This window comes from Microbacterium sp. KHB019 (assembly GCF_037285405.1).
Lineage (GTDB): Bacteria > Actinomycetota > Actinomycetes > Actinomycetales > Microbacteriaceae > Microbacterium.
Genome location: NZ_JBBDHF010000001.1, coordinates 992,257 through 1,009,517 on the forward strand (window position 1 = coordinate 992,257; position 17,261 = coordinate 1,009,517).

16 protein-coding genes are annotated in these 17,261 nt (G+C 69.1%); 3 read left to right on the forward strand and 13 right to left on the reverse strand.

Going from position 1 to position 17,261, the window contains the following annotated elements; translation table 11 throughout:
* Positions 1–31: 31 nt before the first annotated feature.
* From KHB019_RS04885 to KHB019_RS04925, 9 genes are all read right to left on the reverse strand, one after another.
* Entirely contained in the window at positions 32–1,477 is a 1,446-nt protein-coding gene (locus KHB019_RS04885; protein ID WP_337458192.1) for an NAD(P)/FAD-dependent oxidoreductase, read from the reverse strand.
* Positions 1,478–1,545: 68 nt separating this feature from the next.
* On the reverse strand, positions 1,546–2,856 hold the full coding sequence (locus tag KHB019_RS04890) for a S8 family serine peptidase (RefSeq protein ID WP_337458193.1): 1,311 nt from the start codon (positions 2,854–2,856) through the stop codon (positions 1,546–1,548).
* Positions 2,853–3,374: a DUF501 domain-containing protein gene (locus KHB019_RS04895; protein WP_230102062.1), complete on the reverse strand. Its 522-nt coding sequence runs from the start codon at positions 3,372–3,374 to the stop codon at positions 2,853–2,855. The genes KHB019_RS04890 and KHB019_RS04895 overlap by 4 nt, the downstream gene beginning before the upstream one ends.
* A 40-nt stretch (positions 3,375–3,414) precedes the next feature.
* A complete protein-coding gene (locus KHB019_RS04900; protein ID WP_230102061.1) occupies positions 3,415–3,939 on the reverse strand; it encodes an FtsB family cell division protein in 525 nt (174 codons plus the stop codon).
* 42 nt (positions 3,940–3,981) lie between these two features.
* Positions 3,982–5,262, reverse strand: coding sequence for a phosphopyruvate hydratase (eno, locus tag KHB019_RS04905; protein WP_230102060.1), 1,281 nt, complete (start codon positions 5,260–5,262; stop codon positions 3,982–3,984).
* Positions 5,263–5,343: 81 nt separating this feature from the next.
* On the reverse strand, positions 5,344–6,012 hold the full coding sequence (locus KHB019_RS04910; protein WP_337458194.1) for an O-methyltransferase: 669 nt from the start codon (positions 6,010–6,012) through the stop codon (positions 5,344–5,346).
* A gap of 38 nt (positions 6,013–6,050) precedes the next feature.
* Positions 6,051–6,992 carry a CPBP family intramembrane glutamic endopeptidase gene (locus KHB019_RS04915; RefSeq protein ID WP_337458195.1) on the reverse strand — a complete coding sequence of 314 codons (942 nt, stop codon included), beginning with the start codon at positions 6,990–6,992 and terminating at the stop codon, positions 6,051–6,053.
* A complete protein-coding gene (locus tag KHB019_RS04920) occupies positions 6,989–7,984 on the reverse strand; it encodes a DUF1648 domain-containing protein (protein WP_337458196.1) in 996 nt (331 codons plus the stop codon). Before KHB019_RS04920 ends, KHB019_RS04915 begins: the two co-directional genes overlap by 4 nt.
* The gene (locus KHB019_RS04925; protein ID WP_230102056.1) at positions 7,981–8,349 is read right to left on the reverse strand and encodes a GntR family transcriptional regulator; all 369 of its coding nucleotides are present in this window, start codon (positions 8,347–8,349) and stop codon (positions 7,981–7,983) included. Before KHB019_RS04925 ends, KHB019_RS04920 begins: the two co-directional genes overlap by 4 nt.
* 102 nt (positions 8,350–8,451) lie before the next feature.
* Here KHB019_RS04925 and KHB019_RS04930 point away from each other — a divergent pair, with 102 nt between their 5' ends.
* Positions 8,452–8,925, forward strand: coding sequence for a DUF4442 domain-containing protein (locus KHB019_RS04930; RefSeq protein WP_230102055.1), 474 nt, complete (start codon positions 8,452–8,454; stop codon positions 8,923–8,925).
* A 36-nt stretch (positions 8,926–8,961) separates the two neighbouring features.
* Positions 8,962–10,206: an APC family permease gene (locus KHB019_RS04935; protein WP_337458197.1), complete on the forward strand. Its 1,245-nt coding sequence runs from the start codon at positions 8,962–8,964 to the stop codon at positions 10,204–10,206.
* Here the strand turns inward: KHB019_RS04935 and KHB019_RS04940 are convergent.
* The 4 genes from KHB019_RS04940 to nhaA form a co-directional block, all read right to left on the reverse strand.
* Positions 10,178–10,981: an SGNH/GDSL hydrolase family protein gene (locus KHB019_RS04940; RefSeq protein ID WP_337458198.1), complete on the reverse strand. Its 804-nt coding sequence runs from the start codon at positions 10,979–10,981 to the stop codon at positions 10,178–10,180. The genes KHB019_RS04935 and KHB019_RS04940 overlap by 29 nt on opposite strands.
* Before the next feature lie 202 nt (positions 10,982–11,183).
* Positions 11,184–12,437 carry a histidine--tRNA ligase gene (locus KHB019_RS04945; RefSeq protein ID WP_325471536.1) on the reverse strand — a complete coding sequence of 418 codons (1,254 nt, stop codon included), beginning with the start codon at positions 12,435–12,437 and terminating at the stop codon, positions 11,184–11,186.
* A 167-nt stretch (positions 12,438–12,604) separates the two neighbouring features.
* A complete protein-coding gene (locus KHB019_RS04950; RefSeq protein WP_325471275.1) occupies positions 12,605–13,264 on the reverse strand; it encodes a MazG family protein in 660 nt (219 codons plus the stop codon).
* Between the two features lie 16 nt (positions 13,265–13,280).
* Positions 13,281–14,447 (reverse strand): Na+/H+ antiporter NhaA, encoded by a 1,167-nt coding sequence (gene nhaA, locus KHB019_RS04955; RefSeq protein WP_325471274.1) that lies wholly within the window; start codon positions 14,445–14,447, stop codon positions 13,281–13,283.
* A 79-nt stretch (positions 14,448–14,526) separates the two neighbouring features.
* On the opposite strand from nhaA, the gene KHB019_RS04960 reads away from it, so the two are divergent.
* A complete protein-coding gene (locus tag KHB019_RS04960) occupies positions 14,527–17,223 on the forward strand; it encodes a phosphoenolpyruvate carboxylase (RefSeq protein ID WP_337458199.1) in 2,697 nt (898 codons plus the stop codon).
* Positions 17,224–17,261: the final 38 nt, after the last annotated feature.

Consider the following 17,261-nt stretch of genomic DNA (forward strand, 5'->3'; position numbering starts at 1 on the left):
TGCGGGAGAGGGCGGTCTCTGCGTTGTCGCGTTACTTCGCGGCTGCCTTCGCAGCCTCGGCGGCCGAGACGGACGGCTTCGCCGGAGCCTTCTTCGCGGTCGCCTTGGCGGCTGCGGGCTTGTCAGCAGGCTTGGCCGCGGGAGCAGCATCCGCTGCCGGACGCGGACGCGCGGCGAACTCCTCGAAGATGTAGCGCGGGTTCTGCACGGTCTGCAGGTTCACGAGGTCGCGACCCAGCCACAGGTTGTTCCACCAGCCCCACAGGACGCGCCACTTGCGCTCCCACGTCGGCATCGCGAGGCCGTGGTAGCCGCGGTGCGCGACCCAGGCGACGAAGCCCTTGAGCGCGAGGTTGCCCGACTGGAAGACACCGTTGTAGAGGCCGAGACCGGCCACGGCACCGAGGTTCTTGTGGAAGTAGTCCTTGGTCTCCTCGCCGCGCAGGACCGCGGTGAGGTTCTTCGCGAGGCGCTTGGCCTGACGAACGGCGTGCTGTGCGTTCGGGACGCAGTAGCCGCCAACGCCGCCACCCGAGAGATCGGGAACGGCGGAGACGTCACCGGCCGCCCAGGCGCCCTCGACGAAGGCTTCTGGCGTGCCGACGCGGAGGTCGGCACGGGTCTGGATGCGACCGCGCTCCTCCGCGGGAAGGTCGCCGCCGCGGACCACCGTCGGATTCGCCATGACGCCCGCGGTCCAGATGATGAGGTCGGTCGGGATGACCTCGCCGGTGGAGAGTGCTACGTTGCCGCCCTCTGCACCCTGAACCTGCGTGTCGAGGTGCACGTACGCGCCGCGCTTGGCGAGGTCCTTGAGTACCCACTCGCTCGTCTTCTGCGAAACCTCGGGCATGATGCGCCCCATCGCCTCGATGAGGTGGAAGTGCGTGTCGTCGAAGGTCAGCTGCGGATACTTGCCGACCAGCGAGGAGGCGAGCGAGCGGAGCTCGGCGAACGCCTCGATGCCGGCGAAGCCACCACCGACGACGACGACCGTGAGCAGGCGGTCGCGCTCGGGGCCCGCAGGCAGCGATGCGGCCTTGTCGAAGTTCGACATGAGGCGGTCGCGGACCGCGACGGCCTCTTCGATGGTCTTCAGCCCGATCGCGTTGTCGGCGATGCCCGGGATCGGGAACGTGCGCGACACGGCACCGGCGGTGACGACGATCTGGTCGTATTCGAACTCGTACGACTCACCGAGCGGAGGCGTGATCGTGGCGACCTTCTGCGCGTGGTTGATGCCGGTCACCTTGGCGGTGATGACATTCGTGCGCTTGAGGTGACGACGGTGGGCGACGACAGCGTGACGCGCTTCGATCGAGCCGGCTGCGACCTCTGGCAGGAACGGCTGGTAGGTCATGTAAGGCAGCGGGTCGACCATGGTGACCTCCGCCTCGCCCTTGCGGAGGTGTTTCTCGAGCTTCCACGCCGTGTAGAAACCTGCGTAGCCGCCACCGACGACCAGAATCTTGGGCACGCTGTTGTTCGTAGGCACAGTGTTCACTCGCTCAGTGCTGTTCTCAGGCACAGAAGGACAACTCCTCGTCAGGCTGCTGGCGTGCTTGGCTTGCGCGCCGATCGGATGCGCCGGGCAGCTGCGGTGACGCCTAGCGCAATCAGAATACCAGGGACTGTGAGCACCAAGAGCGGCAGGGTACCGTAGCGCAGCGACTCGGCACTCGGAATCAGCGGAGAACCGGGTTCGCTGGGCGGATCGGCGGCCGGCAGCGGCAGCACCTCGGCCGGTTTCACCTCCGGTTCGGGGGCCGGTGCGGCGTCCGCGCGGCGGTAGAGCCGCACCCATTCGGCGAGATCGCCCATCGGATTCTTGTCGACCAGGGGCAGCGAGGTCTTCACCGCTGCGGCGGCGTTGAGCAGACCGTATCCGTACAGTGGATCGGGCAGGTCCGTCACGCCCTCGACGGGGATCGCGGTCTTGATGATGCGGTTGATCACGTTCGCGGCATCCAGCTCGGGGTGAGCCGACCGGATCAGAGCGGCGGCACCGGCGACGATCGGCGCCGCGCCGCTCGTACCGCGCCACGAGGCCAGCTCGCCATCGGCCGAGACGCCGAGAAGGCCCTCACTGGGCGCGGAGATGCCGATCGTGATGCCCTGCGTCGAGGCTTCGACGCTGGCTGTCCCCGTCTGGTCGACGCCGCCGACCGTCAGCACGCCGGGGATCGTCGCCGGTGCACCGATCATCGACGTGCCGCTGCCGCGGTTGCCTGCGGCGACCACGACCACGACGTCGTGCTCATAGGCGTAGAGGAACGCGTCGTCCCAGCTCTCATCCCAGTCGAGCGTGTTCGTCGTGAAGGACATGTTGATGATGTCCGCACCGTTGTCAACAGCCCACCGGATGCCCTTCGCGACCTGGTCGACGAAGGGGACGGATGCCGATGCTCCGAAGCCGATCGAGACCGACAGCAGGTTCGCCTCCGGTGCGACGCCGATCATTCCGGTGCCGTCCGCCTTGCCGCGCCCTGCCGCGAGCGACCCGACCCAGGATCCGTGGTCGCCGTCGACCACGCCAACGGGCGAGCGCCCGTCCGACGACCCGCTCCCCGACACGTCGGTGCCGCCGACGACAGCATCGCCGAACACCGAGGGCACCTTGCCGATGCCGGTGTCGATGACGGCGATCGTCACGCCCTTGCCCCGCGTCGTCTGCCAGGCTTCGCGGATGCCGGCGCCGTCGAGCCAGTACTCCAGCGCCCGCACCGGATCGGTCGGGTCGTCGGGAATCGGCGGGGTGGGCGTCGGCGATGGTGTCGCCGTCGCTCCGGTGAGCAGAACGGATGCCGCGACCGCAACCGCTGCGACGGTGCCTCGCAGCATCGCCTTCCACCTCATCGCGTCGCGGCTCCCGGATCCTCGCACTGGCAGCGCTCGGGCGACCAGCTCGAGCGCTCGAGCGCGGCATCCCCGATCGGATTCACGCCGGGGCCGGCGGCGAGCGCGTGTCCGGCGAGTGCATGCAGGCACTTCACGCGCGTGGGCATGCCACCGGCGGAGATGCCGTCGATCTCCGGCACCTCACCGAACTGCGCACGGTCGGCCAGGTAGGCCTCGTGCGCCGCGCGATAGGCGTCGGCGACCGTCTCGTCCGCTTCCAGCAGCGCGGCGAGCTCTGGCATCACCTGAGTGGCCTCGAGCGTCGACATGGCCGCGGTGGCCGCCGGATGGGTGAGGTAGTAGAACGTCGGGAACGGCGATCCGTCATCGAGACGGGGGCTGGTGGCGACCACGGTCGGATTGCCGCAGACGCACCGAGCGGCGATCCCGACGACGCCGCGCGCCCGGCGACCGAGCTGCGCCGACACCACGTCGATCTCGGCAGGCGTCGGCAGGGCGAAGGGGGGCGTCGTCACCGTCACAGCCTACGGGAGCCCCACCTGGGAAACCCGTGGACTACTCCGCGGACGTGGCGTTCTGAGCGAGCCCGGCACCGGCGACGGAGCGCAGCAGCTGCGGCATCCAGTCCGCCGGCGTCTCCTCCAGTTCGTCGCTCACCGGCGCCTGTTCCTGCGGAAGAGATGCCGGGTCCAGATCGTTGTCCACGAGGTACACGACCTCGCCGGGTTTGACGTAGTACAGCCGCTCGCGCGCCTGCGTGGTGATGTACGCCGGGTCGTCCCAGCGTTCACGCACCTGCTCGAGCTCCTCGATCTGCTCGGCACTCACCTGCACCGATGCCTCGAGCGCCGCGATCTTCTGCCGCTGGTCGATGTAGGTGCCGAGCGTCGGCACCAGGACCCAAGCGCCCAGGATCACCAGCGAGAGCATGATGACCATGAATCCGGACAGGCGGATGCCCGACGCCCAGTCGCGAACGTCGACCTGAGGCCGTCGGGATGCGCGCTCCGCCTGAGCACGCTGTGCCTGTGCAACAGACGGTGCCTGAACACGAGAAGGGGGAACCGGACGCCTGGCCATGGTTCCCCCTTCTGTCGTGTCTCAGCTGCGCTGCGTCAGCATTCAGCCCTGGAACCGGGGGAACGCCGAGCGACCCGCGAACACGGCGGCGTCCGCGAGGTCCTCCTCGATGCGCAGAAGCTGATTGTACTTCGCGACGCGCTCGCTGCGAGCGGGCGCACCGGTCTTGATCTGACCTGCGTTCGTAGCGACGGCGAGGTCGGCGATCGTGGTGTCCTCGGTCTCACCCGAACGGTGCGACAGCATGGCGGTGTAGCCGGAGCGCTGGGCGAGGCTGACGGCGTCGAACGTCTCGGTCAGGGTGCCGATCTGGTTGACCTTGACCAGCAGCGAGTTGGCGACGCCGCGCTTGATGCCGTCGGCGAGACGCTGCGGGTTGGTGACGAACAGGTCGTCTCCGACCAGCTGGACCTTCGAGCCGAGCGCGTCGGTGAGGAGCTTCCAGTTGTCCCAGTCGTCCTCGGCGAGGGCGTCCTCGATCGTGACGATCGGGAAGTCATTGACGAGACCCTGGTAGTACTCGATCAGCTCGGGGCCAGACCAGTCCTTGTTGTCGAGGCGGTACACGCCGTCGCTGAAGAACTCGGTGGCGGCGACGTCGAGGCCGAGGGCGATGTCCTTGCCCGGGGTGAAGCCGGCCTTCTCGATCGCCTTGATGAGGAACTCGAGACCCTCGCGGTTGCTGGGCAGGTCGGGGGCGAAACCGCCCTCGTCGCCGAGGCCGGTGGCGTAGCCGGCGGCCTTCAGCTCGCTGCGCAGCACGTGGTAGGTCTCGACGCCCCAGCGGAGCGACTCGGAGTACGTCTCTGCGCCGATCGGGGCGAGGAAGAACTCCTGCATGTCGATGCCGTTGTCGGCGTGCTCGCCGCCGTTGATGACGTTGAACAGCGGCACGGGCAGAACGTGCGCGTTCGGTCCGCCGAGGTAGCGGTACAGCGGCAGGTCGGCGCTGTCCGCGGCGGCCTTGGCCACGGCGAGGCTCACGCCCAGGATGGCGTTCGCACCGGTGCGCTTCTTGTTCTCGGTGCCGTCGGTCTCGTTGAGGATCTCGTCGACGATGCGCTGCTCGCTCGCCTCGACGCCCTCGATCGCAGGGCCGAGCTCGTCGATGATGGCCTCGACGGCCTTCAGGACGCCCTTGCCGCCGTAGCGGGACTTGTCGCCGTCACGAAGCTCATACGCCTCGAATGCGCCGGTGGATGCGCCGGAGGGGACAGCTGCCCGCTGGACGATGCCGTCGTCGAGGAGCACCTCCACCTCGACGGTCGGGTTGCCGCGGGAATCCAGAATCTCGCGTGCGCCTACAGCCTCGATGAGTGCCACGTATGTGCTCCTTGCTCAGAGAAAGGGTGGTGTGTGGAGCGTCGTCGATCCGTCGCCAGTCTAGTGCGCGGCATCCGCCCGTCACAGGACGAGAGCGAGCGCGACGCCGTCCCAGCCCTTGATCCCGACGGTCTGCAGCGCCGTGGCGTCGAAGCGCGGATCGTCGGCCAGCATCCGCAGACCGTCGCGGGTGCCGATCACCATCGGGTCGGTCGTGTCGTCGTCGACGATCTCGCCCTCACGGCCGATGTTGTCGACGATCACGACGGTTCCGGACCGACCGAGGCGTGCGGCCCAGTCGAGGTAGATCGTGTTCGACTCCTTGTCAGCGTCGATGAAGACGAGGTCGAACGGATCCGAGCCTTCGAGGGTCGGGAGAACGTCTGCTGCGCGCCCGATGCGGATCGCCACACGATCGCCGACTCCTGCTGCGTCGATGCTGGTTCGTGCGATCGCCGCGTTCGCCGGCTCCGCCTCGATCGTCACGACCTCTCCCCCGTCGCCGACGCCTCGCGCGAGCCAGATCGTCGAGTAGCCGCCCAGCGTGCCGATCTCGAGCACGCGCCGCGCGCCGCTGAAGCGTGCGAGCAGGTTCAGCAGCTTGCCGCTGACCGGCGCGACCTCGATCTCGGGAAGCCCGGCGTCATGCTGCGCGGCGAGCGCCGCGTCGAGACCGGGGTCGTGTCCGACGAGCAGATCGGAGAGGAACTCATCGGTGCGGCGCCAGTTCGCCGGTGTGGATTCGGCCATGGCTCCACCCAACCCCGCCCGGTCGATGCCGTCAAGGCTCAGGAGCGCGGCGGCGAGAGCAGCCGCCCTGGGGCTCCGGCGAGCTCCGGCTGCCGACGGAACTGGCCCGTCACTGCGAGCACGACGGCCGCGATGGCGCAGACGATCCATCCGGCGACGCCGAGGGAGCCTGCGACCGCCATGTCGAAGGTCGTGCCCGATGCGTAGAGCAGCGTGATGAGCGCGGCGGACGCGTTCATCATGCCGTGCGCGAAGACAGCGGGCCACACCGACGCCGAGCGCAGGCGCAACCAGCCCAGCAGGATGCCCCAGGCGATGCATCCGCCCGTCATGAACAGCACGCCGGTGAGGTCGAACCGGCCGAAGTTGTAGCCGAGCAGGATGATCGGTGCGTGCCAGACGCCCCAGATCGCTCCGCTGAGCAGTAACGAGGGCCAGGTGCCGAGCGGCCGGAGCGCCGGCACGAGGAATCCCCGCCATCCGAGCTCCTCCCCGAAGGCGACGACGGCGTTGACGGTCGTGGCTGCGATCGGGATGAGCACGAGCTGCGACAGGATCGCGAGACCGGCGGGCGGCACGGGCGCACCGGCAGGCACGACCTCCGCCAGCACGTCGGCGTAGCCCGAGAAGTGCACGAGGTCGAGCTGCACCCAGCCGAACAGCGCCGCCACCGCGACGGATGCCACGACGAGCACGAGCGGTGCGAACAGGCCGAGGACGATCATCCAGACGACGCACTTCGCCGGGCGCAGCGGCCACATGCCGAGGAATCGCAGTCTCTCGCCCGCCGGCACGGGACGCAGCACGAGCATCACGATGACGACGGCGATCGTCGGAGTGAACATCATCAGCGGGACGAGAACGCCGAACAGCGGACTCGCGAGTCCGCCATCCATCCACAGGGGCAGGGCGACGAGCCAAGCGAGCCCCAGGGCCAGGATGACGAACGAGATGGTGGCGATCGGGCGGATGCGGGTCATGAGCTGACTCCCTTCACTGCAGTGGACAGAACGGCGGCTGCGGTCGCGGCATCGTCGACGGTGACGACGAATCGGCGGCCGCTCCGGCGCGTCACCTGAAGACCGTCGCCTGTACGCAGGACCACCCCCATCCGACCGTCGACCGCGATGCGCACGCCCCACCCGCCGAAGTCGCCCATCGGATTGACGGACACGGCGCGCACGTCGGTGATGTCCGATGCCGGGATGCTCCAGCGCGGCCAGCCGGCGATCGACCGCACCCGCAACCCCTCGGCGCTCACTCGGACTCGGAACACGAGGCTCGTGGCGATCAGCACGATCACGAGCAGCGTCGCCGCTGCCAGGATCCAGCCGACCCCGACGTCCATCACGAACACCCAAGCGGTCGTGGCGGCCAGGAGCAGCACCGCCAGCACCAGTCCGATGACGCCGGGTCGCCCCATGGCCGCCGTTCCGAACCAGGCGGCGCGCTCCCCTGGCGCCAGGCCCAGCTGCACGGCGCGGCGCGTGGCAGGTGACATCGTCACGTTCGGCTGCAGGAACCAGCCGACGACCCCGAACACGAGCATCCCGCTGAAGCCGATCGCCATGACGATGCCGATGCCCGCGCCGTCACCGCCGCCGCGCTGCACGGCGACGGAGCCGACGGATGCCGAGGCGATCAGCACGGAGGCGCCGAGTGACACCGCTGCGAGAAGCCGGCAGGTCATGCCCCACGCCTCGCGCATCAGGCCGAGCACGGGGAGCGTCAGAAGCAGCGGGACGCCGAGCCCGACGATGAGTTGAAGCCAGATGTACATGTCGGGGCTGCCGAAGCCGTCCGGTCCGTTGGGCCCCCAGTGCGTGACGACCCGGTCGGGCAGCTCAGGGAGCCAGATGAGGATCGGGGCGAGCGCGGCGGCCGCGATCACGAGAGGGGCCGCGAGTCCGACCAGGAGGAAAGCCCGCCGCGCGCGGCGCAGGTCTGCGGGGCGCTGTTCGGATGTGTTCATGAGTCGACCTCCGTGACGACGACGGCCTCTGTGATCAGAGCGGCCAGAGTTGTGGACGAGATTCCGAGAGAGGCTGCGCGGCGGACGAGATCCGCGACGTCCCCGGCGAGTTCCGCGAGTGGAGCAGCGGATGCCGAGATCACGGCACCGCGTCCGCGTCGAAGGTCGACCAGACCCTCGTCGCGCAACTGCTGGTAGGCGCGCAGCACCGTGTGCAGATTGATGTCGAGCGCTTCTGCCACGTCGCGCGCTGTGGGCAGTCGATCGCCTGGCCCGACGCGTCCGGCGAGGATGTCGCCGCGCACAGAGGACGCGACCTGCTCGAACAGTGGTCGCGTGCTGTCCGCGTCGATTCTGATCAGCATGGCGCCCCTTTCCTTGTGTGACTAATTCTAGTACTACTAGAACAACTGTGACAACCCTGCAAACACTTTCGGGCGCACGGAGCGGATCGCCAGACTGAGATCATGAAGATCACGCCGCGTCGTCTGGCGCTCGGCATGAGCCTGTGGATCCCGAACCTGTTCACCGGCATCCGCATCCGCCGGTTCAGCGACGACTGGACGCACGCGACGGTCGAACTGCACGTCAACGTCCTCACCCGCAACTACGTGGGGACCGCCTTCGGCGGGTCCATGTCGGCGATGACCGACCCGTACTTCTTCATGCTCGTGATGCACCAACTCGGACGCGATTACGTCGTGTGGGACACCCGCGGCGAGATCGAGTTCCTCAAACCGGGCCGCGGGGTGCTTACGGCGCACTTCCACGTCTCGAAGGAGCGTGCGGAACAGATCCGCGACCGAGCCCACGGCGGCCAGAAGGTGCTCGAGTGGTTCGAGACCGAGATCACCGATCGCGACGGCGACGTCGTGGCGAAGGTGCGCCGCGAGGTGTACGTCCGCGAGAAGAGACGGGTAACCAGCGCGCGTACGAGCTGATCCCGATCGTTCACCTGCGCGTGCCACGATGAACGGGTGCAGCTCGCCCGACGCCTGACCCTCACCGACGCGGTGGCCGTCGGACTCGGCTCGATGATCGGCGCAGGAGTATTCGCCGTCTGGGGCCCGGCGCTCGAGGCCGCAGGGTCTGGACTGCTCATCGCCCTCGCGATCGCCGCGGTCGTAGCCTTCTGCAACGCCACCTCGTCGGCCCAGCTCGCTGCCGTGCACCCGGTCGCCGGTGGCACGTACGCGTATGCGCGTGCGGAGATCGGCCCGTGGTGGGGCTTCATCGCCGGATGGTGCTTCGTGATCGGCAAGCTCGCCAGCTGCGCGGCGATGGCGATGACCTTCGCGGCGTACGCGGCCCCCGCCGGGTGGGAACCGCTCGTCGCCGCCGTCGCCGTCGCCGCTCTCGCGACCGTGAACTGCTTCGGCGTGACGCGCACGGCACTGCTGACCCGCATCCTCGTCGCCGTCTCCCTGCTCGGACTCGCCGTCGTCGTCGCGGTCGGGTTCGCGTCGGTGCCGTCCTCGGGACCCGCTCCCCTGCCCGATCTCACCGCGTACGGCGTGCTGCAGGGCGCCGGGCTGCTGTTCTTCGCGTTCGCGGGGTACGCGCGCATCGCCACGATGGGTGAGGAGGTCGTCGACCCAGCGCGCAGCATCCCGCGCGCGATCGTCCTGGCGCTGACCGGAGCCCTGGTCGTCTACGTGCTCGTCGCCGTCGTCGTCCTGCTGACGCTGGGTGCGGATGTCTCGGCCCATACCGCTCCTCTGGCAGCCGTCGTCGATGCCGCAGGGCTGACGGGGCTGGAACCCGTCGTCCGCATCGCCGCAGCCGCGGCATCGCTCGGCGCTCTGCTCGCCCTCCTGACCGGCATCGGACGCACCACGCTCGCGATGGCACGGGAGTCCGATCTGCCACGGTTCCTCAGCGCGGTGCATCCGCGCTGGCGGGTGCCCTATCGTGCCGAAATCGCCGTCGCCGGCATCGTGATCGTGATCGTGCTCGTCGCCGACCTGCGTGGCGCGATCGGATTCTCGTCGTTCGGCGTGCTGCTGTACTACCTGATCGCGAATGCCGCGGCGTTCCGGCAGGCGGGCGCCGCGCGCCGCTATCCGCGCGCGCTGCAGGTGCTCGGCGTGCTGGGCTGCCTCGTTCTCGTGAACACCCTGCCGGTACTCGCATCGCTGATCGGCACGGGTGTCCTGCTCATCGGCGTGGCCTACCGGATGCTGCGACTGCGCCTCACGCGGGCATCGACGCCGTCGCCCTGACAGCGGGCGCGGCGAGCGCCATCTCCACGGCGGGCAACAGGGCCTCGGCCGTACGGCGGTAGCCGGCGGCGCTCGGGTGGAATCGGTCGAGACCGAACATCTCATCCGGTTGCTCGCGGAACGTCGGACCCACCGCCTGTCGCAGGTCGACGGGAATGGCCCCTGTACGCCAGGCGACCTTGGTCTGCTCGAGTGCGAGCCGGTGCGACATCCGCGAGAGCAAAGAGCGCAGCGGCTGCGGCACCGGCTGCAGGGTGCCGAGGTCTGGGCAGGTGCCGACGACCACCGGAGTGCCGCACTCCTGGAGGCGGGTGATGGCCCTTTCGAGCTCGGCCGCCGCCGACCACGGCGGCACGAGATGCGTGACGTCGTTGCCGCCGATCACGATCACGGCGACGTCGGCACGGTAGTCCTCCGGCAGCGCGTCGAGCTGCCCGGCGAGCGCCGTGGACTCCGATCCCACGACGGCTGCCGTTCGCAGCCGCACGGGGCGCAGCATCCGTTTGGCTACGGCCTTGGCGATCCGCCCGCCCAACGTCTCCTTGCGCCGCTCAGCACCGAGACCGGCGGCGAGCGAGTCGCCGAGCAGCAGCAGTTCGATCGGCGTGCCGTCGAGGGACTTCTTCCACACGCGATCGGCGTCGATCGACTCCTCACCCAGCGGCTTGCCGATTCGACGCCGCGCGATCGCGGCCTGACGGGTCAGCAGAGTCCGGATGCCGAGCGCGACGAGGCCAAGCGCTGCCGCAGCTGCCAGGATGCGCGCCCTGATCATGCGCCCATTCGACAGGAACCGCGTGAACGCGGCATGAACGCCCGGGGTCGCGAGACAAGGTCGGAGCGGGCGGGAGCCGGTGGCCCGGCAGCCCCGGTACACCTGCACGACGCGGGTACGGATGTACGACTGAAACTGCGGATGCGTCGTGCAAGTGTTCCCGGGTCGTGCAGGTGTTCCCGAGACAGGACGGCGGCGAGGGTCAGTTGAGCGGCTTGATCTCCAGCGATCCGGGATCGGTGCCGGCCGACACTGTTGCGAACGCGGTGTAGCCATCGGCGGCCGAGCGATCGAGCAGCGCCTTGAAGTTCTTCACGCGGCGCTCCAGCCGCACCCGACCCTGCGTCATGAGCGCGGCCTTGTGGGCGATGAGCTCGGTCAGCGGCACGTCGGCGTCGTGGACCAGCACGATGGCCCTGGTTCCGGCATCCGCCTCGGGTTCGAGCAGATCCGCGAGGCGTTCGAATCCGAGCGAGAACCCGACGGCTGGGACCTGCTGGCCGAGGAATCGGCCGATCATGCCGTCATAGCGTCCGCCGCCGCCGAGCGAGTACGACACCGAGGGGTGCGCGAGCTCGAAGATCGTGCCGGTGTAATAGCCCATGCCTCGCACGAGGAAGGGATCGAAGACGAGGGGGATGTCGGCAGCGCCGGTGCCGACGGCGACGGCCTCGCCGATGCCGACCAGGTGCGCGACGATCTCGTCCGGCGCGTTCTCCGGCAGAGCCTTGCGGATCTGCCGCTCGCCGTACGGGTTGTACTCCATGGTCTGCGGGCGGCGGAGATACGCCTCGAACGCGTCGACGGCGGATGCAGTCGCCCCGCGCTCGCGCAGCTCGGAGACGATGCCATCAGGGCCGATCTTGTCGAGCTTGTCGATCGTGATCAGCACTCCGGGACGCTCGTCGGCGGAGAAGCCGAAGGCATCCAGCATCCAATCGAGCACGCGGCGATCGTTGACGCGGACCGTCGCGCCGTCCAGTCCCAGCGCGCCGAGCGCGTCGAGGGATGCCACAATCAGCTCGGCCTCGGCGCGCGCCGAGTCGTCCCCGATGATGTCGATGTCGCACTGCACGAACTGGCGATAACGGCCCTTCTGCGGGCGCTCGGCGCGCCAGACCGCGCCGATCTGGATCGCACGGAAGACCGTGGGCAGCTGGCCGCGGTTACTGGCGTAGAAGCGGGCCAGGGGGACGGTCAGGTCGTAGCGGAGCCCGAGGTCGCTGAGCGCGGCGGGATCGTCGGCTGCTTCGCGGATCGCGTCGGCATCCAGACCGCGGCGCAGGATGTTGTACGACAGCTTCTCGTTGTCGCCGCCGATGCCGGCGTGCAGGCGGTCGTACTCCTCGACGACGGGCGTCTCGATCTCGTCGAATCCATGCGCCAGGTAGCGTTCGCGGATGACGGAGAGCAGGCGCTCACGACGGGCCTTGTCGGCGGGGAGGATGTCGCGCATGCCGCGCGGCGGGTTCACAGTAGCCACGCCTCTATCTTTCCAGGTGTCGTCGGCGGCTCGCACGTCGGCACAACTTCGGATGCCGCGGGCGACACGCCGCGAATCAGCGGCACACAGCGGAGTGTCGGGCGCCGAGTCCGAAGTCGTGCACGGGGAACCCGGCGGCGTCAGGCTTCGGCGTCGCGGACCTCGTCCTCGAGCAGCCGCAGGCGCTCGCGCAGGGCGCGCTCGGCGTCCCAGCCGTTCGCGCGGGCCGTGGCGGTGAGCGTCAGCAGCAGGTCGCCGAGCTCCTCCTCCGTCTCCGGCGCTGCGCCGATCTCGGCCGCGTCGTGTGCGGCGAGCGCGACCTCTTCCCCCGCTCCCACCGAAGCCGCGCGACCCAGCACCTTCTGCGCACGCGCCAGCGACGGCATCGCCGATGGCACACCATCGAGCACGCTGCGGCGCTCGCGCTTCTCGGCCGCCTTCGCGGCGTTCCAGTGCACGAGCACCTCATCCGACGTGGTCGCGACGGCATCGCCGAACACGTGGGGATGCCGTCGCACCATCTTCTCGGTCAGAGTCTGGGCCACGTCGTCGATGTCGAACGGGTCATCCGGATCCTGCGCTGCGATCGCGGCATGGAACAGCACCTGCCACAGCAGGTCGCCGAGCTCCTCCCGCAGATCCGCGCGCGTACCGCCCTCGACGGCGTCGATGACCTCGTGCGACTCCTCGATCAGGTACGGCACGAGATCGCGGTGCGTGATCTGCTGAGACCACACGCAGCGCTCGCGCACGGCCTTCATGGTGTCGGCCGCGCCGCGCAGCGGGTCGATGTCCGTCATCGCATCCTCCAGGTCGTCAGGAACTCGCAGCCGTCACCCTGCGGTGCCACGCCGCCCTGGCGGACACGACGATCCCGGCGAGCACCACGGAGATCAGCGATCCGACGAGCACTCCGAGGATCGCCTGATCGCGGGTTGCGGGGTCGCTCGCGAACGCCAGGTTGGCCAGCAGCAGCGACACGGTGAACCCGATGCCGCCGAGCGTCCCGGCGGCGAGCAGATCGGTGACCGTCAGAGCGGGGGGCCGGCCACGGGAGCCGATCCGGATCGCGATCCAGCCGAACGCGGTGATGCCGATGATCTTGCCGAGCGGAAGAGCGACGGCGATGCCGAAGAACGCCGGCGAGAGCTCGGACGGAGACACTGCGGGGATCACCACGAACGCTGCCGCGAACGCGAAGATCGGCAGGATCGCACCGTTCACCCACGGTTCCAGCACGTGACGGGCTCTCATCGACGGCGACTGCGCGATCGCGAGTCCGAGCATGACGCCGGCGATCGTGGCGTGGATGCCGGACAGCAGCACCAGCGCCCAGACCACCACACCGATGATGATCATGGCCGTGATGATGATCCAGGAGCGCTTGTCCGGCAGCATCCGGGACAGGAAGCCGAACGCGACGACGCCGACGATCGCGAGGACGAGGTACAGCCAGTTCAGATCGTGCGCGAACAGCACGGCGATGAAGACGATGCCGATGATGTCGTCGAGGATCGCGAGCGCGAGCAGGAAGACGCGCACGGCTGCGGGCAGTCCCTTGCCGAATACGGCGAGGACGCCCAGGGCGAAAGCGATGTCGGTGGCGGTGGGGATCGGCCAACCGGATGCAGTCGCATCTCGACCTGCGATGACGAGGTAGATGATGATCGGCACGAGGACGCCACCCGCTGCGGCGATGGCCGGCTGCAGCGCCTTGCCGAAGGAGTTCAACTCGCCTCGGGTGAGTTCGTACTGGAGCTCCATCGCCACGACGAAGAAGAAGATCGCCAGCAGGCCGTCCGAGATCCAGTGCGCGACCGACAGGTCGATGCCGGTCCCCGGAATCGCGATGTGGAAGCCCAGCACCGCATCGATCGGGCCGAAGCTCGGGAGATTCGCGAGGAGAATGCCCAACGCGGCGGCGACAAGGAGCAGCACCGCAGGGAACTGCTGCGAGCGCAGAAAGTTTCGGGTATCAGACATCCGCTCCATGCTATGCCCCGGTCGTCACGCCTCGTCACGTGGTCGGGACTGCCGCCAGGACGCCGCTAACCTCGAAAGAATGACCCCCGAGCCCACCAACACAGAGGCCATCCGCGTCATCGGCCGGTTCGAAGCCGGACGCGGGATTCCCGACGAGATGCGTGCGGACGTGCGCATGCTCGGTGCCCTCCTCGGTCAGGTGCTGCGCGAGTGCGGCAGCCCGGGACTGTTCGAGGACGTCGAGCGTCTGCGTCTGGCGACGATCCAGGCGTATGAGGCGGAGACCGCCCTCGCGGAAGGAACCGAGGCGTTCGAGCGCGCGACCGAGATCGCCGAGTCGTTCACGATCGAGCGGGCCGATGAGGTCGCCCGGGCCTTCACCTGTTACTTCCACCTCGTGAACCTCGCCGAGGAGCACCAGCGGGTGCGCATCCTCCGCGAGCGCGCCGGTCAGCCTGGGCGCGAGGATGCCACGGACACGGTGGCGGCCGCGTACGAGCAGCTGCGCCGCGAGGTCGGCGACGACGAGGCGCGGCGGCGCCTGGCAGGGCTCCGCTTCCACCCGGTGTTCACCGCTCATCCCACCGAGGCGCGGCGTCGTGCCGTCTCCACCAGCATCCGCCGCCTGTCGGAGCTGCTCACCGATCACGATGCCGCGAGCGACGGCGGGTCGGAGGAGCACCGTGCACGCCGCCGGATGCTGGAAGAGGTCGACACGCTGTGGCGCACCGCGCCCCTGCGGGCACAGAAGCCCTCGCCGACCGACGAGGTCCGTACCGTCATGTCGGTGTTCGACGAGACGCTCTTCACGACGGTCCCGCACGTCTACCGCCGGATCGACGACGCGCTGCGGGGAGAGGACTCCGGCGCCAGCACCCCTGTCGTACCCGCCTTCGTGCGAGTCGGGTCGTGGGTGGGCGGCGACCGCGACGGCAACCCGTTCGTCACGGCATCCGTCACCCGCGAAGCGGCCCAGATCGCCTCTGACCACGTCCTCCGCGGGCTCGAGCGCGCCATCGACCGGATCGGCCGCGGACTCACCCTCGACGCCGACAGCACGCCGCCAAGCGACGAGGTCGCCGCGATGTGGGACGCGTTCTCGGCGTCGCAGCAGGACGTGGCCGACGAGATCGCCGCACGCTCTCCGGAGGAGCCGCACCGCCGCGTGATGCTCTCGCTCGCCCGCCGCGTCGCCGCGACCCGCCTGGGCGGCGACGGCGCGTACACCGCGCCAGAGCAGCTTCTCGCAGATCTCCGCGCCGTGCAGGAGTCCCTCGCGGCATCCGGCGCGAAGCGGCACGCGTTCGGCGGCATCCAGCATCTGATCTGGCAGGTCGAGACCTACGGGTTCCACCTCACCGAGCTCGAGGTGCGCCAGCATTCGCAGGTGCACCGCCAGGCCCTTGCCGAGCTCGAAGCCGGCGACGACCAGCAGCTCAGCGAGCAGACGCTCGAGGTTCTCGAGGTGTTCCGAGCGATCGCCGAGATCCAGCGCCGCTACGGTCTGCGCGCCGCTGGACGCTACGTCGTCTCGTTCACGCAGTCCGCCGAGGACCTCGCGAACGTGCATCGCCTCGCCAGGCACGCCCTGGGCGACGATGTGCCGGTATTGGACGTCGTTCCGCTGTTCGAGACCTTCGCCGACCTGCAGGCGGCGCCCGCGATCCTCGCTGAGGTCGTCGAGTTCCCCGAGTTCCGCGCTCGCATGTCCGAGACCGAGAACCGACTCGAGGTCATGCTCGGCTACTCCGACTCGTCGAAGGATGTCGGACCGGTCGCGGCGAACCTCGCTCTCTACGAGGCGCAGGAGAAGATCGCGCTGTGGGCGCAGGGTGCCGGCATCGCACTGACACTTTTCCACGGTCGCGGCGGAGCACTCGGACGCGGCGGCGGCCCCGCCAACTCGGCGATCCTCGCGCAGCCGCCGCACTCCGTCGACGGACGCTTCAAGCTCACCGAGCAGGGCGAGGTGATCTTCGCCCGCTACGGCGAGCCCGCGATCGCCATGCGGCACATCGACCAGGTCGCCGCCGCCACCCTGCTCGCATCGTCGCCGAGCGTCGAGCAGCGCACCAGCGGCGCTGCCGCCCGCTACGCGGACATCGCGCAGAAGATGGATGCCGCCTCCCGCGAGCGCTTCTTCTCGCTGGTCAAGGCGGACGGCTTCGCTCCGTGGTTCGCCACGGTCACCCCCATGGAGGAGATCGGGCTGCTCGCGCTGGGCTCCCGCCCTGCTCGCCGCGGTCTCTCCGTCGAGTCCCTCGAGGACCTGCGGGCGATCCCGTGGGTGTTCGCGTGGACGCAGGCTCGCATCAACCTGGCCGGCTGGTTCGGACTCGGCACTGCGCTCGAAGCAGTCGGCGACGAGGCGCGCCTCGCGGAGGCCTACCGCGAGTGGCCGCTGCTGCGCACCATGGTCGACAACGTCGCCATGAGCCTGGCGAAGACCGACGAGCGCATCGCTCGCCGCTACCTCGCCCTCGGCGACCGCGATGATCTCGCCCAGCTGGTGCTCGACGAACTGGCCCTCACCAGGGAGTGGGTCATCCGCCTCACCGGAGGCTCCGGCCTGCTCGAGAACAAGCCGATCCTGCAGCGAGCGGTGGCCCTGCGCAGCCCGTACGTCGACGCCCTGTCCCTGCTGCAGCTGCGCGCTCTGCGCGAGCTGCGGTCTGCGGCATCCGCCCCCGAGGGGTCGGGAGCCGACGACGAACAGCGCCGTCTCCTCCTGCTGTCGGTCAGCGGCGTCGCCGCCGGCCTGCAGAACACCGGGTGATCCCGCCCGTTCCTCACACGGAAAACCCCGGGGTAAAG